At 62.7% G+C, this 24,927-nt stretch carries 29 protein-coding genes and 1 pseudogene; 15 read left to right on the plus strand and 15 right to left on the minus strand.

Annotated features, from left to right (window positions below):
- The first annotated feature begins 166 nt into the window (after positions 1–166).
- Positions 167–517 carry a hypothetical protein gene (locus tag ACP2YO_RS06700; protein ID WP_426443092.1) on the plus strand — a complete coding sequence of 117 codons (351 nt, stop codon included), beginning with the start codon at positions 167–169 and terminating at the stop codon, positions 515–517.
- Positions 518–772: 255 nt separating this feature from the next.
- On the opposite strand, the gene ACP2YO_RS06705 is transcribed toward ACP2YO_RS06700, so the two are convergent.
- The 3 genes from ACP2YO_RS06705 to ACP2YO_RS06715 form a co-directional block, all read right to left on the minus strand.
- Complete coding sequence (locus ACP2YO_RS06705; protein WP_426440149.1) at positions 773–2,695, minus strand: AMP-binding protein; 1,923 nt, start codon at positions 2,693–2,695, stop codon at positions 773–775.
- 274 nt (positions 2,696–2,969) lie between these two features.
- Positions 2,970–5,006 carry a biotin carboxylase N-terminal domain-containing protein gene (locus ACP2YO_RS06710; protein WP_426440150.1) on the minus strand — a complete coding sequence of 679 codons (2,037 nt, stop codon included), beginning with the start codon at positions 5,004–5,006 and terminating at the stop codon, positions 2,970–2,972.
- An 8-nt stretch (positions 5,007–5,014) separates the two neighbouring features.
- Positions 5,015–6,568, minus strand: a complete 1,554-nt coding sequence (locus ACP2YO_RS06715; protein ID WP_426440151.1) for an acyl-CoA carboxylase subunit beta — start codon at positions 6,566–6,568, stop codon at positions 5,015–5,017.
- 138 nt (positions 6,569–6,706) lie between these two features.
- Between ACP2YO_RS06715 and ACP2YO_RS06720 the strand changes: the two genes are divergently transcribed.
- The 5 genes from ACP2YO_RS06720 (at position 6,707) to ACP2YO_RS06740 (ending at position 9,810) form a co-directional block, all read left to right on the plus strand.
- A complete protein-coding gene (locus tag ACP2YO_RS06720) occupies positions 6,707–7,891 on the plus strand; it encodes an acyl-CoA dehydrogenase family protein (protein ID WP_426440152.1) in 1,185 nt (394 codons plus the stop codon).
- Between the two features lie 11 nt (positions 7,892–7,902).
- Complete coding sequence (locus ACP2YO_RS06725) at positions 7,903–8,076, plus strand: hypothetical protein (RefSeq protein WP_426443545.1); 174 nt, start codon at positions 7,903–7,905, stop codon at positions 8,074–8,076.
- A 31-nt stretch (positions 8,077–8,107) separates the two neighbouring features.
- Positions 8,108–8,734, plus strand: coding sequence for a TetR/AcrR family transcriptional regulator (locus tag ACP2YO_RS06730; RefSeq protein ID WP_426440153.1), 627 nt, complete (start codon positions 8,108–8,110; stop codon positions 8,732–8,734).
- A gap of 181 nt (positions 8,735–8,915) precedes the next feature.
- Positions 8,916–9,326, plus strand: coding sequence for a hypothetical protein (locus tag ACP2YO_RS06735; protein WP_426440154.1), 411 nt, complete (start codon positions 8,916–8,918; stop codon positions 9,324–9,326).
- A gap of 172 nt (positions 9,327–9,498) precedes the next feature.
- Positions 9,499–9,810: a hypothetical protein gene (locus tag ACP2YO_RS06740; RefSeq protein ID WP_426440155.1), complete on the plus strand. Its 312-nt coding sequence runs from the start codon at positions 9,499–9,501 to the stop codon at positions 9,808–9,810.
- Between the two features lie 6 nt (positions 9,811–9,816).
- On the opposite strand, the gene ACP2YO_RS06745 is transcribed toward ACP2YO_RS06740, so the two are convergent.
- A complete protein-coding gene (locus ACP2YO_RS06745; protein ID WP_426440156.1) occupies positions 9,817–10,038 on the minus strand; it encodes a hypothetical protein in 222 nt (73 codons plus the stop codon).
- A gap of 38 nt (positions 10,039–10,076) precedes the next feature.
- Between ACP2YO_RS06745 and ACP2YO_RS06750 the strand changes: the two genes are divergently transcribed.
- Positions 10,077–10,757, plus strand: a complete 681-nt coding sequence (locus tag ACP2YO_RS06750) for an AAA family ATPase (protein WP_426440157.1) — start codon at positions 10,077–10,079, stop codon at positions 10,755–10,757.
- Positions 10,758–10,961: 204 nt separating this feature from the next.
- Here ACP2YO_RS06750 and ACP2YO_RS06755 read toward each other — a convergent pair whose 3' ends face one another.
- The 3 genes from ACP2YO_RS06755 to ACP2YO_RS06765 form a co-directional block, all read right to left on the minus strand.
- Positions 10,962–11,114, minus strand: a complete 153-nt coding sequence (locus tag ACP2YO_RS06755) for a hypothetical protein (RefSeq protein ID WP_426443546.1) — start codon at positions 11,112–11,114, stop codon at positions 10,962–10,964.
- Between the two features lie 136 nt (positions 11,115–11,250).
- A complete protein-coding gene (locus tag ACP2YO_RS06760) occupies positions 11,251–11,400 on the minus strand; it encodes a hypothetical protein (protein WP_426440158.1) in 150 nt (49 codons plus the stop codon).
- A 210-nt stretch (positions 11,401–11,610) separates the two neighbouring features.
- Positions 11,611–11,904 carry a DUF4282 domain-containing protein gene (locus tag ACP2YO_RS06765; RefSeq protein WP_426440159.1) on the minus strand — a complete coding sequence of 98 codons (294 nt, stop codon included), beginning with the start codon at positions 11,902–11,904 and terminating at the stop codon, positions 11,611–11,613.
- Positions 11,905–12,220: 316 nt separating this feature from the next.
- Between ACP2YO_RS06765 and ACP2YO_RS06770 the strand changes: the two genes are divergently transcribed.
- From ACP2YO_RS06770 to ACP2YO_RS06780, 3 genes are all read left to right on the plus strand, one after another.
- Positions 12,221–12,679, plus strand: a complete 459-nt coding sequence (locus tag ACP2YO_RS06770; protein WP_426440160.1) for a MaoC family dehydratase — start codon at positions 12,221–12,223, stop codon at positions 12,677–12,679.
- A gap of 7 nt (positions 12,680–12,686) precedes the next feature.
- On the plus strand, positions 12,687–13,169 hold the full coding sequence (locus ACP2YO_RS06775; protein ID WP_426440161.1) for a MaoC family dehydratase: 483 nt from the start codon (positions 12,687–12,689) through the stop codon (positions 13,167–13,169).
- A 232-nt stretch (positions 13,170–13,401) separates the two neighbouring features.
- Positions 13,402–13,545: a hypothetical protein gene (locus tag ACP2YO_RS06780; protein ID WP_426440162.1), complete on the plus strand. Its 144-nt coding sequence runs from the start codon at positions 13,402–13,404 to the stop codon at positions 13,543–13,545.
- A 45-nt stretch (positions 13,546–13,590) separates the two neighbouring features.
- On the opposite strand, the gene ACP2YO_RS06785 is transcribed toward ACP2YO_RS06780, so the two are convergent.
- From ACP2YO_RS06785 to ACP2YO_RS06810, 6 genes are all read right to left on the minus strand, one after another.
- Positions 13,591–13,728 (minus strand): hypothetical protein, encoded by a 138-nt coding sequence (locus ACP2YO_RS06785; RefSeq protein WP_426440163.1) that lies wholly within the window; start codon positions 13,726–13,728, stop codon positions 13,591–13,593.
- Positions 13,729–13,944: 216 nt separating this feature from the next.
- On the minus strand, positions 13,945–14,367 hold the full coding sequence (locus ACP2YO_RS06790) for a hypothetical protein (protein ID WP_426440164.1): 423 nt from the start codon (positions 14,365–14,367) through the stop codon (positions 13,945–13,947).
- Positions 14,368–14,526: 159 nt separating this feature from the next.
- On the minus strand, positions 14,527–15,462 hold the full coding sequence (locus tag ACP2YO_RS06795; protein WP_426440165.1) for a hypothetical protein: 936 nt from the start codon (positions 15,460–15,462) through the stop codon (positions 14,527–14,529).
- A gap of 246 nt (positions 15,463–15,708) precedes the next feature.
- The gene (locus ACP2YO_RS06800; protein WP_426440166.1) at positions 15,709–16,143 is read right to left on the minus strand and encodes a nuclear transport factor 2 family protein; all 435 of its coding nucleotides are present in this window, start codon (positions 16,141–16,143) and stop codon (positions 15,709–15,711) included.
- 197 nt (positions 16,144–16,340) lie between these two features.
- Positions 16,341–16,607 (minus strand): hypothetical protein, encoded by a 267-nt coding sequence (locus ACP2YO_RS06805; protein WP_426440167.1) that lies wholly within the window; start codon positions 16,605–16,607, stop codon positions 16,341–16,343.
- Positions 16,608–16,719: 112 nt separating this feature from the next.
- The gene (locus ACP2YO_RS06810; protein WP_426440168.1) at positions 16,720–17,166 is read right to left on the minus strand and encodes a nuclear transport factor 2 family protein; all 447 of its coding nucleotides are present in this window, start codon (positions 17,164–17,166) and stop codon (positions 16,720–16,722) included.
- Between the two features lie 329 nt (positions 17,167–17,495).
- Between ACP2YO_RS06810 and ACP2YO_RS06815 the strand changes: the two genes are divergently transcribed.
- The 4 genes from ACP2YO_RS06815 (at position 17,496) to ACP2YO_RS06830 (ending at position 19,789) form a co-directional block, all read left to right on the plus strand.
- The gene (locus tag ACP2YO_RS06815) at positions 17,496–17,867 is read left to right on the plus strand and encodes a DUF1236 domain-containing protein (protein WP_426440169.1); all 372 of its coding nucleotides are present in this window, start codon (positions 17,496–17,498) and stop codon (positions 17,865–17,867) included.
- Positions 17,868–18,047: 180 nt separating this feature from the next.
- Positions 18,048–18,287 (plus strand): hypothetical protein, encoded by a 240-nt coding sequence (locus ACP2YO_RS06820; protein ID WP_426440170.1) that lies wholly within the window; start codon positions 18,048–18,050, stop codon positions 18,285–18,287.
- A 79-nt stretch (positions 18,288–18,366) separates the two neighbouring features.
- Positions 18,367–18,558 (plus strand): hypothetical protein, encoded by a 192-nt coding sequence (locus tag ACP2YO_RS06825; RefSeq protein WP_426440171.1) that lies wholly within the window; start codon positions 18,367–18,369, stop codon positions 18,556–18,558.
- A 187-nt stretch (positions 18,559–18,745) separates the two neighbouring features.
- Positions 18,746–19,789, plus strand: coding sequence for an IS110 family transposase (locus tag ACP2YO_RS06830; protein ID WP_426440172.1), 1,044 nt, complete (start codon positions 18,746–18,748; stop codon positions 19,787–19,789).
- A gap of 386 nt (positions 19,790–20,175) precedes the next feature.
- Here the strand turns inward: ACP2YO_RS06830 and ACP2YO_RS06835 are convergent.
- Positions 20,176–20,457, minus strand: a pseudogene (locus tag ACP2YO_RS06835) (BglII/BstYI family type II restriction endonuclease); the annotation flags it as partial.
- Between the two features lie 83 nt (positions 20,458–20,540).
- On the opposite strand from ACP2YO_RS06835, the gene ACP2YO_RS06840 reads away from it, so the two are divergent.
- Positions 20,541–21,221 (plus strand): AIPR family protein, encoded by a 681-nt coding sequence (locus ACP2YO_RS06840; protein ID WP_426440173.1) that lies wholly within the window; start codon positions 20,541–20,543, stop codon positions 21,219–21,221.
- A 262-nt stretch (positions 21,222–21,483) separates the two neighbouring features.
- Here the strand turns inward: ACP2YO_RS06840 and uvrB are convergent, their stop codons facing one another.
- Positions 21,484–24,471 (minus strand): excinuclease ABC subunit UvrB, encoded by a 2,988-nt coding sequence (gene uvrB, locus ACP2YO_RS06845; protein ID WP_426440174.1) that lies wholly within the window; start codon positions 24,469–24,471, stop codon positions 21,484–21,486.
- Between the last annotated feature and the right edge of the window lie 456 nt (positions 24,472–24,927).

Consider the following 24,927-nt stretch of genomic DNA (forward strand, 5'->3'; position numbering starts at 1 on the left):
ACGCAGTGCGGCGGCCGCTTCAGTCCGGGCAGCGTTCGGCGCGCAGCACGTTCGCGCCCAGACTGGGCCCGGCGTCGAATAACGCAACTTGGCTAACTCATCGCAAGGAGGCACTACAGTGAGCACTGGTGTGACGGAAAAGGTTAGGGCTGCCTGGCTCGATGCCATGCGCAGAGAGTTCGAAGCCAATCAGTTCAATAGACGCGTCGGCACGCGGCTCTTATCCGAAACGGACCGTGTGCGTGTCTGGGAAATCCGGCTTGCTCCGGGCCAGCGCATCGGATTCCATCGTCACGTGTTGGACTACTTTTGGACCGCAGTGACGCCGGGTCGGGCGCGATCGCACGCAGAGGATGGGACGATCGTCGAAGCCGTCTATTCAGCCGGCGAGACCCGTCACTTCGTCTATGGGAAGGGCGAGATCCACGATCTCGAAATCTTTGGCGATGCCGATTTGTGGTTCACCACGGTTGAGTTCCTCGACAGCACCAGTGCGCCCTTGGAACTTGGCTTGTGAACGCCATGGCGAAGCGCCTTTCTAACCCGACCACTCCCGATCGAAACTTCAGCCGCAATCTACTTTCCAAGAGTGATAGGACCCTTTGGGATCGTTGCGCCATCGGGCATTTTTAGCCTGCCCGAGAAGCTCGAGGTCAGCTGTGAATTTGGCCACAACCCCAGAACTCGCCCCATCACTTGGCAAGCTACCTGCACGCGGCGACGATTCTCATCGAAATTTGCTTATTCGTTCGAGGGAGGCAGCGCTCGAGTTTCAGCTCTTGACCGCGGTCAACACCGCCTGCACCGCCGCGGGATCGTCCAGTCCGGTGGTGTCTCCCGTAACCGTGCCGGTCTCGGCCGCTTCGCGCAAGAGACGCCGCATGATCTTGCCGGCCCGCGTCTTGGGTAGCGCTGTCGCGACATAGACATTGCCAAGCCGTGCGATCCCTCCGATGCCGCGCTCGACGGCGGTGGCGACACCTGTTTTGACCGCGGCAGCATCCGCACCGGGACGCAGCGTCACGAAGGCCACCGGCACGGTGCCACGCACGCTGTCGCGCACGCCGACGACGGCGGCCTCCGCGACACCCGGCTGGCTCGCCGCCATACTTTCGATTTCCATGGTGCTGATGCGGTGGGCTGCGACATTGATGACGTCATCCGTCCGGCCCAGCACCCAGATCTGCCCGTCGGCGTCCATCACGGCTTCGTCGGATGTCGCATATAGGCCGCGGAAGCGGGTGAAATAGGCGGTGCGATAGCGTTCCGCGTCGTCCCAGATCGTGCGCGCCAGCGTCGGGAAGGGAGCCGTCAGCACCAAATTGCCGCGCGTTCCGGGCGGGACCGGTTCGCCTGCGTCGTCGACGACAGCGCAGGCATGGCCCGGTACCGGAGTTCCGCAGCTTCCCGGCTTCAGCGCGTCCACGCCGTAGACCGGATAGGTCCAGGTCGAGCCGGTTTCGGTTTGGCCGTAGGCATTGACCAGCGGAACGTCGAACGTACGCTGAGTCCACTCTGCGGTTTCGGGGTCCAGCGGTTCGCCCTGGGTCGTGATCAGGCGTAGGCGCGGCTTCCGGGCGTTCACGGCGTCGTCGCCCGCGGCGCGCAGCATGCGAAGACCGGTGGGGGCGACGAGGATCTTGGTCACGCCATGCCGTTTTGCGCACGCCAGGAGCCGCGTCTGCTCGGGATAGTCGAGCGCGCCCTCGTAGCAGAACAAGGTGATGCCGTGCGCCAACCCTCCGGTGACGGCCTGGATCGGAAACGTCAACCAACCGACGTCCGCTGCGCACCAGTAGATGTCGTCCGGCTCCGGTCCGACCTGCCATTGCACGTTCGCCCAGGTCCCGACGAGAAAGCCCGCGGTGCTGTGCACGACCCCCTTGGGTTTGCTCTCGGTCCCCGACGTAAAAATCAGAAAAGCTGGCTCGTTCGCCTCCATCGCCTCGCAGGCGCAATCGGTGGACATGGTGTCCAGCAGCGTCGACCAATTGCTTTCGTTCACCTGGAGGTCGGGCGCGGCGCCGGTCCGATTAACCACCAGCGTGTGGCGCAGTTGGGGAACGCCCTGGCGCGCCTCGCGCAAATTGGCGAGCAGCGGCACGGTGCGGCTGCGGCGATAGGAGCCGTCCGCCGTGATGACGACGACGGCGCGCGATGCCTGCAGGCGGAGGCGGACGGCGTCCGGTGCAAAGCCACTGAACAGCACAGTGTGGATTGCGCCGATTCTGTTGCAGGCGTGAATGGCGACGAAGGTCTCGGGCAGGTTTGGCAAATAGATGGCGACCACGTCGCCGCGACGCACGCCGAGCGACTTCAGGGCGTTGGCGCAGCGGCTGACCTCGTCACGCAACTGGCGATAGGTCAGGCGACGCACGTCTCCAGGCTCGCCTTCCCAGATGATCGCGTGCCGGTCCGCCCGCTCTGGATCTTCGGCGTGTCGATCGACGCAATTGTCGGCGACGTTGAGCCGGCCACCTGCATAGTAGCGTATATCCCCCAGGCCGCCTTCGCGCAGAGCGTCCCAGGGGCGCTGCCAACGCATGTGCCTGGCCGCCCAATCCCAATAGGCGTCGGGTCCCCCGGTGCGTTCGGCGGCTCGGGCCTCTCCGAGCAGAGCGGCCTGGCGTGGAACGAGCCAATGGTCGTGCAGGGGAAGTAGCGGTGCAGTGGTCAGCGTTTCAATCGCGTCCATGATGTTTCCTCCAGAACGCCCGCATTGTTTTGCAGGTCGCAGATATCTCACAGTGCCGTCATGACCGGTCACGCCGACCGATCATGTTTTCCGTAGCGCCCGACGATCTTGCGCTGCAGCCTGCTGTCGAATTCAAACTCCACCCGACAAGGTATTGATATCCGGCCAAGTGGCACACGTCATTCAGTTTCCACTCTGCGGCTGAAGCACCGCACCCGCGCGTTGGGCGTGCGCCCGCTCAAGCATCCAGATCAGAGGACACGCCGAAAGGTCGTCAAACCACAATCCTAGCATCATTTTCCTCCTGAGGTTTTGGCGCCTCGGCTGGCTCGATGGTCATGATCAACACGTTCGCCGCGACGCTCTCGCCACGTGCGGCGAGTACGCGCGTGACCCGTCCGGCGCTCGTCACTTTCAGGTCGGTGAAGAGTTTCATTGACTCCAGGACGGCGACGGTCTGGCCGGCGATGACCTCGTCTCCCGCCGTCACCATGATGTCGGCGACAAGACCAGGCATCGGTGCGACGACGCTGGAAGCGTCTGCTCGGCTCGTACCCGCTGCGGTCTCAAGTGCGGCTTCAGCCATCGGGCAAACCTCGAGGGTTGCCTCGACGGTACCGACGCGGATAGCAACGCGGCGGCCATCGATCGCGAACGAACAGCGATGCAACGCGCCATCGAACACCGCAGTCATGACGTTGTTGTCGACGATGGCGTCGACCGTCAGGCTGCCAGCCGTGTCCGTCGTCACGAACTGACGAGGTCCACCAGCTACCTTCATCTGGGTCGTAACGCCGTCGCAGGTCACCGCGACATGCGTTGCTGCCGCGCGGCCGCTTTTGTCCAGGGTGCGGAAGCCGGCAAGGCTCGACCAGGGCGACGGCTTTGCCGCAGGTGGCAGTTTGCCGACCCACGCGGCAATCGCGGCTAGCCGATGTGCGAGAACGAGTGTTGCTCTGTCACGCGACCACCCGACCGGCCAGTTGTCGGCGATCAACTGTGTGGTGGCACGGCCCTCGATGAAATCTGGCGTGCCGATGGCGTCGAGCAGGAAAGCGCGGTTAGTCGCGGGGCCAAGCACGGTCAGGTCCTCGAGCCCCCGGCGCATACCCTCGAGCGCGTGCGCGCGATCGGAGCCGGTCGCGATCATCTTCGCAAGCAGGCTGTCATAGTGCAGTCCGACCGTCGTTCCGGTGGACACACCGGTATCGATTCGAATGCCGGAAGGTTGTGACCAGAGTTCGATCTTGCCGATGTCCGGGCGAAAGCCCTGGTCGGCGCGTTCGGCGGTGATCCGGGCCTGGATCGCGTGACCTTCGCAGCGAATATCGTCCTGCGTAAACGCCAACGGCTCGCCCGCGGCGACCCGTAACTGCCACTCGACGAGGTCGAGGCCGGTGACTTCCTCGGTCACCGTGTGCTCGACCTGCAGCCGGGTGTTCATTTCAAGAAAGAAGATGTCCTCGGTCGCCGCGTCGACCATGAATTCCATCGTACCGGCGGAATCATAGCCGATGGCGGCCGCGAGCTGGACGGCGTGGCGATGCAAGGCGGCGCGTGTCGTCGTCGACAGGTTGGGTGCGGGGGCTTCCTCCAGGAGCTTCTGGTTGTTGCGCTGGACCGAACAATCCCGCTCGAACAGATGTACGAGATGGCCGCGCTTATCGCCCAACACCTGAACCTCGATGTGGCGCGGGCGGGCGATAAGCTTTTCGATCAGCAGACGCCCGTCGCCGAACGCGGCTTCGGCTTCGCGCCGGGCGGCCGCGATCGACGCTGGCAGCGCGTCGGCCGCGGAGACCGGCCGCATGCCTTTCCCCCCGCCGCCCGCGGTCGCCTTGATCATCACCGGCAGACCGACGCGCAGCGCTTCGGCGACAAGCTGATCATCTTTCTGGTCTTCGCCGTTGTAACCCGGCACAACCGGGACGTTCGCCGATGCGGCAAGCCGCCTGGCTTCGATCTTGGAGCCCATGGCGGCGATCGCATCGAGGTGCGGTCCCACCCAGACGATGCCGTTCTGTTGGCAAAGCTGTGGCAGATCGACCTTCTCGGACAAAAAGCCGTAGCCAGGATGGATCGCTTCTGCGCCGGTCGCCAGCGCCGCTGCGATGATGCGGTCCGCCCGCAGATAGCTGTCGCGTGCGGCGGCAGGCCCGATCGGTACCGCGACATCGGCGAGCGCCACATGCATGGCCTGCCTGTCCGCTTCGGAATAGACCGCGATCGTGCGCAAGCCCATGCGCCGGGCGGTCCGAATGATCCGCACCGCGATCTCGCCGCGATTGGCAATCAGAACAGAGCGAAGCATTTCGGAACTCACATTCGGTAGACGGGGCGGGGCGAGGTGTCGTGCGGCTCGTCGGCCGACAGCGCGAGACAGAGGCCGAGCACGTCACGTGTCTGTGCGGGTTCGATGATGCCGTCGTCCCAGAGACGCGCGGTCGCGTAATATGGATCGCTTTGCTCTTCGAATTGCTCGCGCGTGCGCTTGTCGAGATCGGCGATGGCAGCTTCGTCGGCCGCGCCCTTGAGGCTCTGGCGGCGAAGTTCGGTGACGACGGTCGCAGCGACTTCGGGGCTCATGGTCGCGATGCGGGAATTCGGCCATGAAAACAGGAAGCGGGGCCGGAAGCCGCGGCCGCACATGCCGTAATTGCCCGCTCCGTAGGAGCCGCCGATCAGAACGGTGTATTTCGCGACGCGGGCGTTGGAGACCGCGTAGACGAGTTTTGCCGAATGCTTCGCGATTCCGGCCCGCTCGGCCTCGGTGCCGACCATGAAACCGGTGATGTTTTGAAGGAACAGCAGCGGGATGTGACACTGATCGCAGAGTTCGATGAAATGCGCTCCCTTCACGGCGGATTCGGCAAAAAGCACGCCGTTGTTGGCGAGGATGCCGACCGGAAAGCCATGGATTCGGGCGAATCCGGTGACGAGAGACGCTCCGTAAGCCGGTTTGAATTCCTGAAAGGCGCTGCCATCCACGACCCGCTTGATTACGGCATGGACGTCGTAAGGCTTTTTCAGATCGACTGGCACCAGCGCCGTGAGCTGCTCCGGATCATCGACGGGCGGTACCGGTGCGAAGGGCGGTTGCGCCGCTCGCCGTAGCGGCCCGAAGCCGAGCACGATTGTCCGCAGGCGGCCGATCGCTTCGGTTTCGGTATCCGCGACATGGTCCGTCACGCCGGAAACCGTGGCGTGCATGTCGGCGCCGCCCAGCGTTTCACCGTCGACGATCTCATTGATCGCGGCCTTGACGATCGGCGGGCCGCCGAGGTGGATGCGTCCGGTCCCGCGCACCATCACCACCTGATCGGACAAAGCGGGGATGTAGGCGCCGCCGGCGGTGCAGCCGCCGAACACCGCCGAGATTTGCGGGATGCCCGCCGCCGACATCCGGCACTGATTGAAGAATGTGCCGCCGAAATGGTCGCGGTCGGGAAACACCCGGTCCTGCTCGGGCAGAAATGCGCCGCCGCAGTCCACGAGATAGATGCAGGGCAGGCGGTGCTGTTCGGCGATCTCCTGCGCGCGCAGGTGCTTGCGAACGGTCTCGGCGAAAAACGAGCCGCCCTTTACGGTGGCATCGTTGGCGATGATCATGCATGGCGTGTCATGCACAATACCGATGCCGGTCACGATCCCGGCCGACGGCAGTTCGCCGCCGTAGAGTCCATGCGCGGCGAGCGGCGACAGTTCGAGAAACGGACTCGCAGCATCCAGCAGCAGGTCGATCCGGTCGCGCACCGGAATCTTTCCGCGCGTCCGATGTCGTTTCACGAGTGGCTCGCCGCCGCCTTCCAGCATGCCGCGATGCTCGTCGCGAAGCGTTTCGATCAGCGCGTCGAAGCGCACGCCCGCATCCATCGCCTTCCTCCCAACGGTATCTGGAAACCGAAGCTTGACTTGGTTTTCATTCTGCCTAACGTATGTTAGGTGAATTAAGCGGCAAACCGGGGCCGGCGTCAAGGCGTGTCTAGCGGTTCGATTGAAGGGGAGAACCAAATGGATGACGTGACATCGAAGGAAACGACAGGCGCCAACGGACCACGATCGCCGTTCTTCACGGAGGAACATGAGATGCTCCGTGACCAAGTCCGTCGCTTTGTTGAGCAGGAAATAAAGCCGTACGGTGACGCTTGGGAACAGCAAGGCTTCGTGCCCCGCGAGGTTCTGCGGCGCATGGGAGCGCTCGGCTTTTTCGGCATCCGTTATCCGGAAGTCTACGGCGGGTCGGACATGGACACGCTCGGAAGCGTCGTGCTCGCGGAGGAACTCGGGCGGTCGACATTTTCCGGTGTCGCGATCACCGCGCTTGTTCACACCGACATGGCTTCGGTGCATGTGTTCAACTCGGGGACCGAGGTGCAAAAACAGCGATGGATGCGCAAGATCATCGCCGGCGAGACCATCTGTGCCGTCGCCGTTACAGAGCCGGACGCCGGTTCGGACGTCAAGGGCATCCGCACCACCGCGCGCAGGTCCGACGCCGGTTATGTGTTGAACGGCACCAAGATGTTCATCACCAACGGCGTTCATGCCGATCTCTATTGCGTCGCCGCCAAGACCGGTGACGTCGACAGCGGCAGCAAGGCGGTGACCATGTTCCTGATCGAAAAGGGCGCGCCTGGATTCCGCGTCGGCCGCGCGCTCGACAAGCACGGCTGGCGCTCGTCGGACACGGCCGAACTGATTTTCGATAATTGCCTCGTGCCGCACGACGCGGTGTTGGGAGACGAGGGCTCCGGCTTCTACGCGATCATGAGAAACTTCCAGAACGAACGCACCGTGATCGGGGCGATGGCGATGGGGGAAGCGCAGGCCGCGCTCGATCTGACGATTGCCTATCTCAAGACGCGCAAGGCATTCGGCGCGCCGTTGTGGGAAAAGCAGGCGATTCGCCAGCGGCTCGCGCAGCGCGCGGCCGAAGTCGAAGCCGGGCGGCAGATGGTCTACTCCGCCGCCTGGCGCGATGCGCAGGGTCAGGACGTGACCCGCGAGGTCTCGATGGTGAAGGCTTATTGTGGCGAACTGGTCAATTCGGTGATGTACGACTGCGTGCAGTTTCACGGCGGCATGGGCTTCATGCGGGAGAGCGCCATCGAACGGATGGCCCGTGACGCGCGCGTGCAGGCAATCGGCGGCGGGGCGACCGAGGTCATGCTCGAAGAAGTTGCCAAGCGGCTTTGAGGAACTAGACCATGGAGGGATCGACCGGCTCTGGAGTCTCGCTCGACGACAAGTATACCGCCGAAGAGGGACGCATCTATCTGACCGGCGTGCAGGCGCTGGTACGTCTGCCGATGGTACAGCGACGGTTCGATCGCGCCGCGGGCCTGCCGTCGTCAACACCGACGCAAGTCGCCGCGGAATAGACGCTGCAATGGCTGGATTTGGGGCACGGCAATGACCGAGATGACCGCGCAAAACGGCACGGGCCCGACTTCCGGCGACAGGCGCTCTCGACGTTCCGACGTGTCGCGGCAACAGATTCTGGATGTCGCCGCCAAGTTGTTCCGCGCCAGGGGCTACACCGAGACCTCGCTTCGCGACATCGCCAAACTCGTAGGCATGAAAGCCGGGAGCCTCTACTACCACTTTGCATCAAAGGAAGAACTCGCCGCCGAGGTGCTGCGGATCGGCGTGAAGAGAGTGCACCAGGCCGTGGCGATGGCCATCGATACGCTTGGTCAGTTCGCAGACGCACGATCCAAACTCGCGGCGGCGATGGCGGCTCACCTCGAGACGTTGCTCGACGAAAGCGACTACACCTCGGCGCATATTCGCTGCTTCCCGTATGTTCCCGAAACTCTGCGCATCCAGCTCGGCAATGATCGGCGGGAATACGAAATGATCTGGCGGACCCTGCTGGACGAGGTTGCTGATAGCGACTCTCTTCCGTTTGGCATGGACCGGAGTGCTGCGCGTCTAATCATTCTAGGCGCACTCAACTGGTCGCTCGAATGGCAGGATCCGGCGAAGGGAGTGCCGTCGGAACTCACCAGAACATTACTCGCAGCGTTTGCGCGGTGATCGCGGTATCCGGCCGTTCGATGCGACAGCAAATCAATGAACAGCGCGGCAATGGTTGTTGCAGCTAGCTAGAGCGCATTCCCCAAAAAGTGAGTCAGAGATATTCGCTATATATATCAACGTCAAAGTGCGGTGTGGGCGGTGCCCATTTAATCGTGTTGCTAAGTGCTGGCGCCGTGACGTGCTCTCTCGCCTGCTTGCCATTCCTCGTCTCGTCACCCACTATCCGCGAAACGACGCCTCGGGGGGACGCATGGGGATCGCGGGTTCAAGGACTCTTTCGTTTGCGGTTGTTTTCGCAATTGTGGTTGCGGCCGCGCTGCTCCCGAGCAGGGGCAACGCCTACACCACCGAAGAGCAGCAAGCCTGCACGCCCGATGCGTTCCGGCTTTGCAATTCCGAAATCCCCGATGTCGATCGGGTCACCGCCTGCATGATCCGCAACAAGGCGCTGCTGTCGCCTCAATGCAAGGCGTTGTTCCGGCCTGATCCCCAGCCGGAGGAGGTCGTCGCGCGGCCGGAGCAGCGGCCGGTCGCTGCCAAGCGCAAGCCTGCGAAGCCGCACAAGGAGAAGAAGCCTGCGGCGAGCTGACGCAGTCTCATCGTGCGCAGACACCGTGGATGACGCAACGGCCGTTTCAAGGCCACCTCGCGCGACAGACTGACGCCTTGTGACGCTGTCACGCAGCATCATCTTTCCTGCTGGTGTTACCAGCCGAACAGACACCGTTCCGCGATGCGCGGCATGGTTGAGGAGAGATGGCTTGAGCGAGTTTTACGAGCAGGAGATCGATCGGCACTTCGCCTGGTTCGAAGCCAAGTTGCCGGCGGGACCGGCACGGTTCGTCGCCTGGCTGCGCAAGCCGTCGTCGCGCTATGTGCGGATTCCGCTTGCGATCCTGTTGATCCTCGGCGGCATCTTCAGTTTCTTGCCGGTGCTCGGGCTCTGGATGCTGCCGCTTGGACTCCTTTTGTTCGCGCAGGATGTGCCGCTCCTGCAGAAACCAGTCGCGCAGCTGCTCGGATGGATCGAGCGAAAATGGACCGAACGCGAACGCGCCAAGCGTGTGCGCTAAAGTCGTTCAGATTTTGCGCGGCACATTGAGAGCGCGCCGCAGCGGCTTGTTTTGACTCGTCTTAATCCCGACCAAACAAGCGGCGCTTCGCTTCAAAAGCAGCGATTGCGCCGCTGCCATTTCCGGTTGTGTCATGTGAAAGTGTGACTCAAAAGCCAAAATCGGCCGGTAATCTTGGCTTCTTTGCGAATTGCAAGAAATTTTTCTTTCACGAATCAGCGCGCTCATTCATTTTCGCCGCCTGGGGTCAATCTGGAGGCCAAGGTATGAACGTCATTGTTTTCGCTTCGCGTAAGGGGGGCTCGGGGAAAAGTACCCTGGCTGCCCACCTTGCTGCGCAGGTGCACAAGGCAACGAAGCCCTGTTTGCTGATCGACGCCGATCCGCAGGGCTCGCTGACTCTCTGGCACAAATTGCGCGGCACCAACGAGCCGCCGATCAAGACGGCGGTGAACTCGGTCAGCGGCATCATCGCGCAAGCCAAGCGTGACGGCATCGAGTGGGTGTTCATCGACACGCCGCCGAATCTCTCGGCGGTGGTCGACGACGCCATCAAGAACGCCACCATGGTGATCATTCCGGCGCGGCCCGGCGTGTTCGACGTCAACGCGGTGCAGGAAACCATCCAGAACTGCCGTTCGTCGCGCAAGCCCTATGCCGTCGTGATCAACGGCGCTCCGGCGCAGCGCGACAGCGTCGAAAGCCCGATCGTCGCGATTGCGCGCGAAGCGCTGGCGAAATTCCGCGCGCCGGTGTGGAGCGGCCAGATCACCAATCGCGCCGATCTGCTGATGGCGCTGGGCCACGGTGAAGGCGCCCGTGAATATGATGCGGAGGGCCGCGCCGCCGACGAGATCAACCGTCTGTGGGCCGCGATCGAACGCTCGATCAAGGCGATCCGCGGCACGGCATCGGCTTCCGGCGCCATGCACAAGCAGGCGGCGTAACAACGCCGCTGTTGCCTGGACTGACAAAGAACGCGCGGAGCCCGCGCGTTTTTTAGTGTGATAGCTGTCATTCCGGGGCGATGCGTAGCATCGAACTGCGGTGCGCACTTGCGCCCCTGAGAATCTCGAGACTCCCCGGTGCGCAATTGCGCACCTGTGGTCTGGTCCTTCGGACCATCCCGGAATGACGGAGCAAGTGGCGCTTTACGCCACCATCAACAAATAGAAAATGATCACCGGCGCCAGCGTCAGGATCACCGACCACACACCGACGGCCCACAAAATATCCTCGGTCGTAAAGCCCGGCCTGTCGGCAAATCCGGACCTCACGGCAATCGAACGCTCTTCAAACTTCACGACGCCCCCGCGTTGCTCTTGTTCTTAATGGGGACAGCGATACGCGATCGGTTTTAAAATCCCGGCCGCAATTTCGCGCGCATTTGACCACAGGTGCTACCGCCGATTAACCACGGCGGTGCTCCGGCAGCCCGCGTCAGGCCGACAGCAGATGGAAGGTCATGACCGGCGCGAAGCCGATCAGCATGGCCCAGATCGCAAACGACGATACCAGCAGCACGTCGTGCACGCGCTGGGCGAGTTCGCTGCTCGGATAGCGCGGATCGTGATTGATTTTTGTGGTCATTGGTTTCCCCCCCAAGGTTGTTAGAGGGAAGAGCAATACGCTGAAAATTTGAAGTTCCGGCTCGCGTTGCCGCTCAACTTTGCTGCAATACGGTCACTGGTACTTAATCACGAGCGGCCGCCAACGCTCTTTTCTTGAGCGTGATCTCCGCGCAAACGCATTCCGCGTTTGTCGCGAGGGAAAACCGGTTCCCACTTTTCCGGATCATGCTCAGCGCATGCCGCCCTGATCCCTGATCGCGCCGAGATGCTCGTTGATGCGGAATACGATCAGGATGAACTCGGCGACGATGCGCGAGAACACGATGCCGACGATGACGCTGGCGATCGACGCGAGCAACTGGATGAAGCCGACGAACGGGCTGATCGCCATCGCGGACAGGCTCAACAGGATGCCGGAGATCCCGAACAGCACGATGACGCCGATCACGAGCCAGTAGAACGTCTTGATGATCGTGGGTGTGATGAAGCGGTCCCACTGAAACAGATCCTGGAAATCGAACATCGGTGGTTCTCCCGGCAGGCCGAACTATGATTCGCGTCTCATCCTACTGCGTCATGTCAGGCTTTTATTACCTCATCCGGGGGCCGCCTGCGGAGCAGGCGCCTGGACGGACGAGGCCTTTGGCCGGGCCGCATGGTTCGCGACGGCGCCAAAGCGCCTCCTCACCATGAGGGATTGATGCCGCAATAAGCCCGTCCCCCGCGACAGGCCCCCGAACCGTGCGCCGGCAGGTCGGGGGCGAGCTATGCGAGTGGGCCGGTTGAGATTGCCGCAAATAGCGGCCACAATCGGGCTCCTTCCAGCATATCCTCACCCCATGACCGCACTCACCTTCGAAGACTTCAAGCCCGGCCGCTTCGGGACATTTGGCCCGCGCCATGTCACGCGCGAGGAAATCCTCGCCTTTGCCGCCGAATACGACCCGCAGCCGATGCATCTCGACGAGGCGGCGGCGCAGAAATCGATGCTCAAGGGCCTGTCCGGCTCGGGCTGGCACCTCGGCTCGCTGATGATGCGGATGCTGTTCGACGGCTTCATCGGCCGCACCGCCTCGCTCGGCTCGCCCGGCGTCAACGAGATGCGCTGGATGGCGCCGCTGCGTCCGGGTGACGATTTGACGCTGGATGTCGACGTCACCGAGGCCCGCGTCTCGAAGAGCCGCCCGGAGACCGGCATCGTGACCTTCAAGGGTACGATCCGCAATGCGCGCGGCGAGGTGCTGTGCGAGATGGAGTCGCCGATCATCGTGCGCCGCCGTGACAGCGTGAGCGCGTAGGGTTCGCATGCGTTTCTTTGAAGACATCGAGATCGGCGACCGGCGCGACATCGGCTCGTTCACTTTCACCGCAGGCGACATCAAGCGCTTCGCGTCGCAGTTCGATCCGCAGCGTTTCCATCTCGACGAGGAGGAGGGACGCAAGTCGCTGTTCGGCGGGCTCGCGGCGTCCGGCTGGCACGTCGCCGCGGTCTGCATGAAGCTGCTGGTCGCCGACGGCAAGCGGCTCTCGGCGGAGGCTGTCGCGCGCGGCGAAACCGTCGCGGTGTGGGGACCTTCGCCGGGTTTCCGCGAACTGCGCTGGATTCGTCCGGTGCTATCTGGCGACACCATCAGCTTCTCCAGCCAGATCGAGACCAAGCGGACCTCGTCGAGCCGTCCGGAATGGGGCATTTTGCAGGCGCGCAACACCGGCACCAATCAGCGCGGCGAGATGGCCTTCTCGTTCCTTGCGACCGCCTTCGCGCCGCGGCGCAAACCGGGTTCCTGATGTTGCACGCGCGCCTCTGATCTGTTGCACGAACGCCATGGTTAGCGGATTCCTTCTGCGCACCCGCATAGTTGCGCGTGGCGCGGAACTCATTTTTTGCTAACGCATTTTGAACCTTTCTCCCTGCCTATGGATTTAAGGCTAGGGCCTCGGGGCAGGAACTTCGGGGCAAGAACTTCAAGGCAAGAACTTCAAGGCAAGAACTTCAAGGCAAGAACTTCAAGGGATGACCATGGCAGATCGTGGTGCGCTGAAACTGGTCGGCTTTATCTTCGCAACGGTGACGCTCGCGGTGATGCTGGCTACCGGTCTCGTCGTGAAGGGCTTTGCCGACGGCAATTATTCGTTCGAGACGACCGCGAGCATCAATCGCTGATTCAGTCTCTGATAACCATAGCGCCCGATCGCTGCTCCAGGCGCGCTACCGGTTCCAGATCAGCACCATCACAACGGTCACGGCCACTAGCAATCCGACAAACCGGATCATGATCGTCCCGACGCTCTGCTGCGACTGGCGCAGCGGAATGGGATCGGTGTTATCCGGTCGAACGCTCTGCATGGACTGATTCCCGGAAATGCCGGCCGCCTGAACGTGGGGCCGGAGCTTGGTCGCGGTCTGCGCAATTAAAGTTCAAATCAATTTCTGAAAGCATTGCCTGTGCGGCGTTTCGGCCACGTTAACCGTGGCCCGCCGGCCCGCAATATACATGAAATGAGGCCGCCGCACTCCCGTTTTGCGGGAGGCGGCGGATGTCAGTTCAATGACAGGTTGGGATCAGCTGTTGCGCAGGCCGTCGGCGGCACGCTTCCACTGCGTGACGTTGTCGGCGATCATCCGGGTCGATTTCATCGCGGCCTGGCTGAGCTGGGCATAGCCGGAAATCTCGCGCTGCACGCGCTGGCCTTCGGCATGCAGGAGATCGCGCAGGCTCTCGAGTTCGGAGATCAGCTTCTCGATCTCGGCCAGCGAGGTGCCGGCGACGCGCTGGATCAGCGAGTTGACATTGTTGACGGTGGCGTCGGCGTTCGGCTCGAGCGGCGCGGTCTCCGGGCTCGTCGTCACGGGCGGCCGCCGCAGATAGGCGATGTCGTTGCGGACGAAGTCGCGGATCCCGGCCTCGACTTCGGTGACCGCGGCGAGGTTGGTGTCGACTTCCGTGGTCGGTTCAGCGTCTTCGGAACGAATGGTGGCGTTCATCGGCTTTTCCCCTGTGTCGCGTAGCGAAGCGCGGCTGTCCCCCGCACGACGAATTGATGAAGTGATAGTTGCAAACCCATCTGGGCTGTCGAATTTGACCGCATCTGGGCCAAGTTGCGGCAATGATTGATCATTCGCGCGACAGGGATAACGAACCCTTCACCACGTCCGCTTGAAGCCGGCGGTGATGCTCTTGCTGGTCGTGCCCTGCGCGGTCTCGCCGATCGAACCCGAGACGGTGACGCCGTCGAACAGCTTCTGTTCGGCGCCGACCCGGCGCAGCCATTTGTCGTCGAAGGTCGTCGTCTGTCCCGCCGTGATGCTGGTGCCGCTGTCGTTGACGGACAGCTTCGCCGACTGGTCGGTATCGTAGCTGCGCGTCGGACGGCTGACGATGCCGGGCACCGGCACGACGCCCTGCTGGGTCATGTTGATGCCGTTCTGCAGCGTGACCGAGTACTGGTCCGACAGCGGCACCTGTTTGCTCAAGGAGGTGCCGATCTTGCCCTGGTCGGCGCCGGGATCGACGCGGGCTTCGACCGAGGTCTTGTCCCAGACCGAAGCCACGCCGGGCGCTGAGATCGAGGCCCAGGCGGAGCCTCCGGATTGCGGCAGGCTGCCGCCATTGGCGAGTCGCTCCGACAATTGCTCCGACGTCGTCTGTGGGCCCTGCTTGGCGACCGTCATGTCGACGCCGACGCGGGTGTCGAGGAACGGCGAGACCGATTGCTTGACCGCGACCGCTTCGGTGCCGTTGGCGTTCAGGTTGGACGACCAGGCCGGATTGCCGCCGGCGCTGCCGTTGGCCTTCGCCGCGCCCTTCGAAGCCAGCACCGGCAGGGTGGTCGGGTCGGTGTTGAGCTGGCTCCACTCGAGCTTGCTCACATCGATATCCTTCATGACGTCGACATCATTGGCGTCGACCGCTGTCGCCGCTTCTGCCGGCGCCGTTTCTTCGGTCGTCTCGTCGGTGTTATCTTTGGCAGGAGGTGTTTGGGCAGCGGCCGAAACCGCCCAGGAAACTGTCATGGCCAGCGTCAAACCGGCCGCCAGCACTGACAGCCTTGCCCGCCCGAATCGTGATGCGAAAGTCATTCCCAGTCCGCGAATTCCAAGCGCGAATTCCAAGGCAGCAAAATGCTGACGCCGTGGTGCAAAATTATGGCGGGTCAGTGTGAACACCAGGACCTTGCGAACAATGTGCCGCCATGTCCGGGCCGAGGCGCGTTGTCGCGCCCTCTGCCCCGAGCATCTCGCGGCCCTTCCCGGGGCTGGCAAAGACGAGCCGCGGAGGGCGGGGCGAGACCCGGACATGGCGAACCCTGAGATCGTCGAGGTGCCTCACACCGCCATGCGCGGCAGATGGATGGGATAGCCCACGGTCTGCTCGACGAGGTCGAAGGTGTCGACCAGCACGCGGAAGCTGGTCAGCTTGCTCGCCTTGAACTGCGCGAAATGCGCGATCCGCAGCGAGATCGGCTTGTTGGAGTCGAGCGCGGTCAGCGAATAGCGCATCATCGACGACGCCGAGTCGACGCCCAGCATGATCCGTTCGCGGTCGAAGCGATGGACCCGCACGTTGTCGCCGATCTGCCTGATCACCTCGAGCACGGCCGCCCTGCCCCGGCGCGCGCCGAAGAAGGGGAACATGTCGATCGGGCCGTAGATCGCCCATTCGACTTCATCGTCGAGCAGGGGCTCGAGGTTATCAAGCTGGCGTTCGTTGATCGCGCGGTGCAATGCGCGCGAGAAACGCCAGAGGCTATGCTCTGTCATTTTCGGTTGTTCCTGAAACTGGATTTTCGGACAGCAACGGGCTCGGGGCGTCAGCGCCGACGCCATACCAGGTTGCTGCATTTCACTATTACGCCCTCAGATAGGGCAGTTCGGCCAAAACGCAATTGCGAATTTTGCATTGCACAATTGCGCGGGATTTTACCGGAATGTGAAGAAAGCCTGAATCTCGCGGCTTCTCAGCGGTCGCGCTGCCGGATCGGTTCCCGTTCGACCATGATTTCGGCGTCGCGGATCGCGATCACCGCGAACAGCAAGGCACCACCGATGCCCCCGATTGCCGCCCCTGCCGGCATGAAGGTGAAGAACACCAGCATGCCGCTATAGCCTTCAAAACTCGTGGTTTTAAAGATTTGGACCCAGGCGAGCCCGGCCCCGATGCCGAGCGCCGCACCGCCGAGGGCGCCCAATGCAAGGCCAAGCAGCGCGAGCAACGCGATCTTCATGGATGGACTTCGGTTCCGACGCCCGCAACAGGCCCTGTGATAGGTCGGCGTCGGGCCGATCGGGTTCAAAGCCGATGCACGATTCGTACGCAGGCCGCCAAATCCCGCACGGCTATGCGGTGCCCTTGTCGCCGGTCAGCAGCACCGCGACGTCACGCTCCAGCACCTGCTGGATCAGGTCGAACGTGTCGATGATCTCGCGGATCTCGGTGATCTTGCCGTCGCGCATTGTGTAGAACACCGCGACGTCGAACTGCACCATCCGTGCATTGTCGCGCTTGCGGAAGAAGACGCGCAACTGGGCCGCGACCTTGTCGCCCTCGGCGACCAGGTTCTGCGCCTCGTAGCGCATGTCGGAATAGCGGGTGTGGATGGTGGTCCACATCTGGCGCAGTGCGGCCTTGCCGCGGTGCTGGCCCATATGCGGCAGGATGTCGATCGGGGCGTTGGCCAGGAACGCGACGTCATCGGTGCAGCGATCGAGCGCGCCCTCGATGCCGCCGGCATAATAGACGTCGAGGAAATTCAGCACGCGCTGTCGGTTCAAATCCTCACCCATGGTCGCTCCGCCGATTCCGCTCCGACCCGCCCGGGGTCGCACTTGCGATCCCCCCAGGGTCGCACTTGCGATCCCCCCGGGGTCGCACTTGCGATCGCTGCCGTGCATTGTGGACCGAACTGGCCCACGATCAACCGGCAAGTGGTTTCAGATTTTGACACTGCACACCGGGATTTGGTTCAGCAACCATGGCGTGCAATCATGGCTGCCATGCGCAAGCGATCGGGGCGCGCGGCGTCGCCGGCAGGTGTCTCCGAATTAATGAAACATCCTCGCGCGCGCCCGGTTGGACAGATAAGGGCGACGCTTCCGCGACCAGGAGACCCTTCATGAAGACCACACTATCGCTCGCGATCGCCGCCGTGCTGGCGCTGTCAGGTGCATCAGCCGCAGCCGCCAGCCAGATGTCGAGCCACGCCGGCAAGATGTCGGGCGCCAGCGACACGCTGACGCTGTCCGATACCCAGCAGAAATCGATCTGGAAAGACGTCAACCACCACGCCGCAAACCAGACCGCGCCATCCGGCTTCACGGCCGCGGTCGGCACCGCCGTGCCGTCCACCGTCAACACCTATCCGCTGCCGCTCCAGGCGCGCCGCGACGTGCCCGCAGCGCGGCCCTATCGCTACGCGATGATGCAGGACAAGGTACTGCTCGTGAACCCGTCCGACCACAAGATCGCCGGCGTCGTCGCGAAATAGCGCGAGGCATGCGGCCAACGGCGAGCCGGCGATGATGCTGCGGGCCTTGTCCTCCAGGGCCCTCACGCGATCACACCGCTGGCTCGCTGTGACGTGGGTACGAGCATCACCCAGCAAGAGCAGCGGGAACCGCAGGTCGGTTCAACCGTTGATGCCTCAGAATTCCATCGGAGCCGTGTCATGAAATCAGTCCTTCTCGCTTCCGCTATTGCCGTCACCGCGCTTGCCGCCGCATCTCCCGCCGACGCCAGGGGCTGCATCAAGGGCGCGATCGTCGGCGGCGTCGCCGGCCATTATGCCGGCCATCACGGCGTAATCGGCGCCGCTGCCGGCTGCGCCTACGGCCGTCATCACGCTAACGAGCAGGCACGCCAGCAACAGCAGCGACAGGCCCAGCCGGCGCAGCAGGACAAGATGTAAAACACGACAGATTGTGACATCGGGTTTCCGGAACGCCGTCCGCAAGGGCGGCGTTGTCGTTTGCGTAACGGAGACCATGATGACGAAACCACTGACAAAACACATCCAGCCCGTTCCCGACGACAACCAGAGCCACAAGGGCCCCGGCAGCGCGCCCGGCGTTCCCATCGACACCACCAAAGGCCATCGCGACGACGAAAAGCACAACATCCGCGAACAGGCCGCGCACGGCAATCTGACGCAGAACACCAGCAATAAGCGGTCGGGGTAAGGCGGCAAACTCCGCTGTCGTCCCTGCGAAAGCAGGGACCCATAACCACAGGGTGATGTCGTTGGAGTGAGCTGTGGCCCCAGCGTCGCGCAACAATTGCCATTTGTGGTTGATGGTGTGGACGGCCCCCTACGGCATCAGTGTGCCAGAATGAGGTTGTTGCAAATCTCAGACAAGGGAGCCGTCCGTGAGAGAGATTATCCGCATTGGAATGGATACGTCGAAGTATATTTTTGTGCTGCATGGGGTTGATGCGGCGGAACAGCCTGTGTTGCGCAAGAAGCTTGCGCGCAAGCAGGTGCTGGAGTTCTTCGCCAAGTTGCCGCCGACCGTGATCGGGATGGAGGCCTGTGGGGCCTCGCACCATTGGGCACGGGAGCTTCGCAAGCTGGGCCACGAGGTGAAGTTGATGGCGCCGCAATTGGTGAAGCCCTATGTGTCGCGGAACAAGAACGACGGTCGGGATGCGGAGGCGCTGTGTGAAGCGATGAGCCGGCCGAGCATGCGGTTCGTGCCGGTCAAGACGGTCGAGCAGCAGGCCGCGCTGATGCTGACGGGTGTCCGCGCTGGATTGATCGCCCGGCGCACCCAGCTCGGCAATATGATCCGCGGCCATGCGGCGGAGTTTGGCCTGATCGGGGCCCAAGGGACCGACAAGATCGAGCCGCTGCTGGCGCGGATTGCGCAGGACGAGACGCTTCCTGCCCTGGCACGCGAGCTGTTTACGGTGCTGGGCCGCGACTACACCAGACTCGTGGGCGAGCTGCAGGAGATCGAAGCCAGATTGATGGCCTGGCACCGCTCCGACGCCGTGGGCCGGCGTCTGGCGCAGATCCCTTCTGTCGGGCCGATCGTTGCAACGACGCTCGTGATGAAGACACCCGATCCCCATGCTTTCCGCTCCGGCCGTCACTTCGCAGCCTGGCTCGGCCTCACCCCCCAGGATCACTCCACCGCCGGCAAAACCAGGCTTGGCAGGATCACGCGGGCGGGCGACGAGGACCTGCGCCGCCTGCTGGTGATCGGGGCAACGGCGGTGGTCATCCAGCAGGCCAGACGCGGGCGCGGCCATCACTCGCGCTGGCTGCTGGCCCTGATCAAGCGCAAGCCACCGAAGCTTGCCGCCGTGGCGCTCGCCAACAAGGTGGCCCGCATCGCCTGGAAGCTGATGGCGACCGGCGAGAGTTATGACGCCGCACGGATCAATGCCACCGCGGCAGTCGCCGTCTAACAGATTGGCCGGCTGGCGGGCTCGCTCGTCAGCCGACCCGGAGCTGCAGGAGCAGATGGAGCGATCGATCGAGCAACGATGCGAGACAGTCCGTGGGACCCATCGGCCGTCAACAGGCCGCGTGGTTGTTTGGAACTCGCATCGCGCAAACCATCTTGGCCAGCGATCCATCCGATCGCACTCAAAAGGCCGGACATATGGATGCAAGCGATCCGATCCGCTCAAAAAGCTCTTGTGCCACGGGGGCCGTCCACATATGGGTCCCGGGTCAAGCCCGGGACGACACCGAATTTGTTGCGCCGCCTGCAAGTCATACAGCGGCATTCTTGCGACATGATTTGTCCGAGCTTTGCATCTCGTGTCGCACCCCGTTCCTCTGCGCACTGTCAGCGCGCGTGACGCGCATCACGTCGTCGAAAGTTGTTTAAATCCCGATCAAAGAACGGATCTTTATTGTTCCATTCCATTTCAACCGCGACGCCGCCCTTGAAGCAGTCAACCGCGTGGGTCGGACTGTCGATCTTGCTCTCGTCGACGATGATGGAAGTTTTGAACTCCTTCTCCACCCAACCTTTCGCGTAGAGCGGCTCGTCGATCCTGCGGCTAATCAGTGATCGGTTCCCACCCGCGATGCGAACCTCGGATTTTAGGAGTTTGAACTCCCGGAGGACCTCCTGAAGTTCGGTCCATTCCGACGGGCACGCAGTAGAGAGGACGCCCGTGGCGTTTCACCGGGGATAGCGCTTCGTTCTTGCAAGCTCGTATTATCGAAGTCAATGATCCGGATTCTTCTTTAGGGAAGCAAATTACGAAAGCTTCCAATACACAAAACAAGATCGATGCGCGTAATTTCGTGGCGTTGGATCCGGAGCAGGATCGCATTAGAACTGAACTTCTGATCGAGAAAGTCGCGTATGAATACCGTGAGGGCGAACCGCTTGAGTCGAACGTCGACGGATTTGATTTTCTTGAGGCTGTCACGGTTCTCGCATGCGCGAGCAATGAGATATCGTTCGTCGCGCTCTCAAAGGGCTATGTTGGAGGCCTTTACGTCGACATCACGACCGCGCCTTATCGAGCGCTGTTTAACCCGTCGACATCTTCTCGCCGGCTGTGGAGTTTGATTCAGCTGTCGAGGCGAATCGATAAGATCGTAAAAACGAAATCAGACGGCTCGCCCACTCAACGCGGAGTTGTCGTGCACGGTAATAGATTTATTGTGCATTGTATTTTCCGACAAATCGGATCCCTGTCCGATTTGGCGGCAAGCGATCTAATCAAAGACGCCGAGATCGACAGCGCCGTTAGTAAGGTGCTCTCTGGCGTTGGAAAAATCATAGACAAGGATTATGCGGATGCGTATCTAGCGCCGCTATTCAAGAACGTGAAGAAGTGCACGGATATTCGGACAAAGCTCGAGAATAACGTTTAACTGCAACCGGTCTTTTAGCGTCCTCCGGTGTGAATCCGCACTGAAGTAAGGGAACACACAGTCCGTCAGACTGCCCCTTCCGTGGAACATATCTTGCCGTGCCTAATGGTATGACCTTTTAGTGACTAATACTATGAGTAACTAAAAGATCACACCTTGGATGTCGCTACAAAATACGTAGCAACCAGTTGCGAACATTATCCAAGCGCATGCGACGACCCCGATCTTTCGGCAACATAATGTTGGCAGGGCGCGTCACAGGTCACCGTTTCTTCCACCCACCCCGCTTCCCCGGCGCACCGCCGCTGCTCCGCGGCGACGGCCCGAATTCCGGCCCTGATTGCCGCGAGTCCGTCGGCTGGATGATCCGGCTGGTGGTGCCGAACGGCTTGGCGGGCAGCGCGCCGCCGTCGCGGAAAGGCAGCGACTCCGGGCCGTGCATCTCGTCGAGGTGGGGTTTGTGGATTTTTGAGCCGCCACTGGCACTACCCGAGGGGCGCCCCTCACCCCGACCCTCTAAGAGCGAGCTTCGCTCGTCTCGACCCCGTGAAGAACGGGGCGAGGGAGAACTGCCACCGCGCTTCTTCAGCGCGGCGACCGGCAGGTTCGCGGCGTCGCCGTATTTCCTGGTGCCGGCATAGGCGCCGGCCTTGCCCTGCACCGTGCGCTGCTTCGCGGTGGGGTCGTCGACCACGGCCATTTCGGTGGCGCGCAGGCGCTTGACCTCGTCGCGCAGCCGCGCGGCTTCCTCGAAGTTCAGATCGGCGGCGGCTTCGCGCATCCGGGTTTCGAGATCGCCTAGCACGGCCTCGAAATTGTGGCCGATACTGATGACATCGTCGGCCATGCCGCCGTCGCCGATCTCGACCAGCACGTGGTCGCGCTCGTAGACCGAGTTGAGGATGTCGCCGATCGATTTCTTGACGCTCTCCGGCGTGATGCCATGGGCCGTATTGTATTCGACCTGCTTCTCGCGGCGGCGGTCGGTCTCGGCGATCGCGCGCTCCATCGAACCGGTCATCTGGTCGGCATAGAGGATCACCTTGCCGTCGACATTGCGCGCGGCGCGGCCGATGGTCTGGATCAGCGAGGTCTCGCTGCGCAGGAATCCTTCCTTGTCGGCGTCCAAAATCGCGACCAGCGCGCATTCGGGAATGTCGAGGCCCTCGCGCAGCAGATTGATGCCGACCAGCGCGTCGAATGCACCCAAGCGAAGATCGCGGATGATCTCGATGCGCTCGATGGTGTCGATATCGCTGTGCATGTAGCGGACGCGGATGCCCTGCTCATGCAGATATTCGGTGAGGTCTTCCGCCATCCGCTTGGTCAGCACCGTGATCAGGCTGCGATAGCCCGCCTGCGCGGTGGCGCGGACCTCGCCGACGAGGTCGTCGACCTGCGTGCGTGCGGGGCGAATGTTGACGGGAGGATCGATCAGTCCGGTTGGGCGGATCACCTGCTCGACAAACACGCCGCCGGCCTCGTTGATCTCCCAGCCGCTCGGCGTTGCCGACACCGCGACCGTCTGCGGCCGCATCATGTCCCATTCCTCGAAGCGCAGCGGGCGGTTGTCCATGCAGGAGGGCAGGCGGAAGCCGTATTCAGCAAGCGTCGCCTTGCGGCGGAAGTCGCCGCGGAACATGCCGCCAATTTGGGGCACCGTGACGTGACTCTCGTCGGCGAACACCAGCGCATTATCCGGCACATATTCAAACAGCGTCGGCGGCGGCTCGCCGGGGCGGCGGCCGGTTAGATAGCGCGAATAGTTCTCGATGCCGGCGCAGCTTCCGGTGGCTTCCATCATCTCGAGATCGAAGGTGGTGCGCTGCTCCAGCCGCTGCGCCTCCAGCAGGCGACCCTGGTCATTGAGCTGATCGAGCCGCAGCTTCAACTCACTCTTGATCGACTTGATCGCCTGCACCAGGGTCGGCCGCGGCGTCACATAGTGCGAATTGGCGTAGATCTTGATGAATTCGAGCTCATCCTGCTTGTGGCCGGTGAGCGGATCGAACTCCTCGATATTCTCCACGGTGTCGCCGAACAGGTTCACGCGCCAGGCGCGGTCTTCATAGTGCGCCGGGAAGATGTCGATGACGTCGCCGCGGACGCGGAAGGTGCCGCGGGTGAAGTCGGCCTGGGTGCGCTTGTATTGCAGCGCCACGAGATCGGCGATCAATTGCCGCTGGTCGATGCGCTCGCCCTTCTTCAGCGCGAAGGTCATCGCGGTGTAGGTCTCGACCGAGCCGATACCGTAGATGCACGACACCGACGCCACGATGATGACGTCGTCGCGCTCGAGCAGGGCGCGGGTCGCCGAATGGCGCATGCGGTCGATCTGCTCGTTGATCGAGGAATCCTTCTCGATGTACGTATCCGTGCGCGGAACGTACGCCTCCGGCTGGTAGTAATCGTAGTAGCTGACGAAATACTCGACGGCGTTGTCGGGGAAGAAGCTCTTGAACTCGCCATAGAGCTGCGCGGCCAGCGTCTTGTTCGGCGCCAGGATCAGCGCCGGGCGCTGCGTCGCCTCGATCACCTGGGCCATGGTGTAGGTCTTGCCCGAACCGGTGACGCCGAGCAGCACCTGGGTGCGATCGTTGCGGTTGATGCCCTCGACCAGTTCAGCAATCGCGGTGGGCTGGTCACCCCTCGGCTCGTACGATGATTTGAGCTCGAAGCGGACGCCGCCTTCGGATTTCTCCGGGCGCGGCGGCCGGTGCGGCGTCCACACCTGCGTCGAGCCGTCGTCCCTGCGGAACTCGGGCCGGCCGTCGCGAATCAAATTCTCCAGCGCGTCCGCGGTCGCCTTGACGCCGAACGCTTCCATCTTGCTGCGCGGCGGCCGCGCCAGCGTCTCGTCGTCATCCTCCGCGGTCGGCAGGCCGAGCTGCCGCGCCAGTTCAGGGTCGAGGGTCGGGATCGTGGCCGAGGTGCCGTAATTGGCCTGCGGCGCCTCCTCGAGACCGGTGGCATCGCGTTTGGCGACATCCTCACTGGTTCCACGGGTCGACGCCCGCGCGCGATGGGCGGCGGCCTCGCCGCCAGCACGGCGATCCCAGGAATTATCCGGCGGCGGCTGCAATCCGGTGCCGGAACCCATGCCGGCGTCGCCGCGATTGATCGCGGGATTCAGCAGCTCGGCCAGCGCAGGTCCGATCGGTTGGACGTCGGGCCGCGACGCCTTAGAACTTGGCGCTTTGGATTTCGGGGTTTTGCCTGATTTTTTCGGAGTGCTTGGTGTCTTCGCCATGCCCCGAATATGGGGCGAGTCCGGCAGCGAGAAAAGGGCAAAGGGGGCGGGGACTCGAGTGCGCGATCGTGCTGTCAGCAGGTGTCAGCAAAGCTTGCCGCTCGCACCCTCGCCCCGTTCTTACGGGGTCGAGACGAGCGAAGCTCGCTCTTAGAGGGCAGGGTGAGGGGCTTCATCCGCGAATCCGGAGATTGATGTTGAGACCTGTACCCCCTCACCCGAAATTCGCTGCGCGAATTTCGACCTCTCTCCGCAAGCGGGGCGAGGTGTCGGGGGCCGCGAGCGGGGAGGGGTTCCGCGCCGTGGCTCGATCGGCTCACGCCCGCGGCTTGTCGACGATATCGAGATGGATCGCGCCGCAACCATCGCACTGCAGGGTCCAGTATTCGGCGGTGCGGCCGGGGATGACGCGCAGCACGGCGAGTTCTTCCTGGCAGTCCGGGCAGTGGGTCCTGA

Source organism: Bradyrhizobium genosp. P (genome assembly GCF_049949265.1).
GTDB lineage: Bacteria > Pseudomonadota > Alphaproteobacteria > Rhizobiales > Xanthobacteraceae > Bradyrhizobium.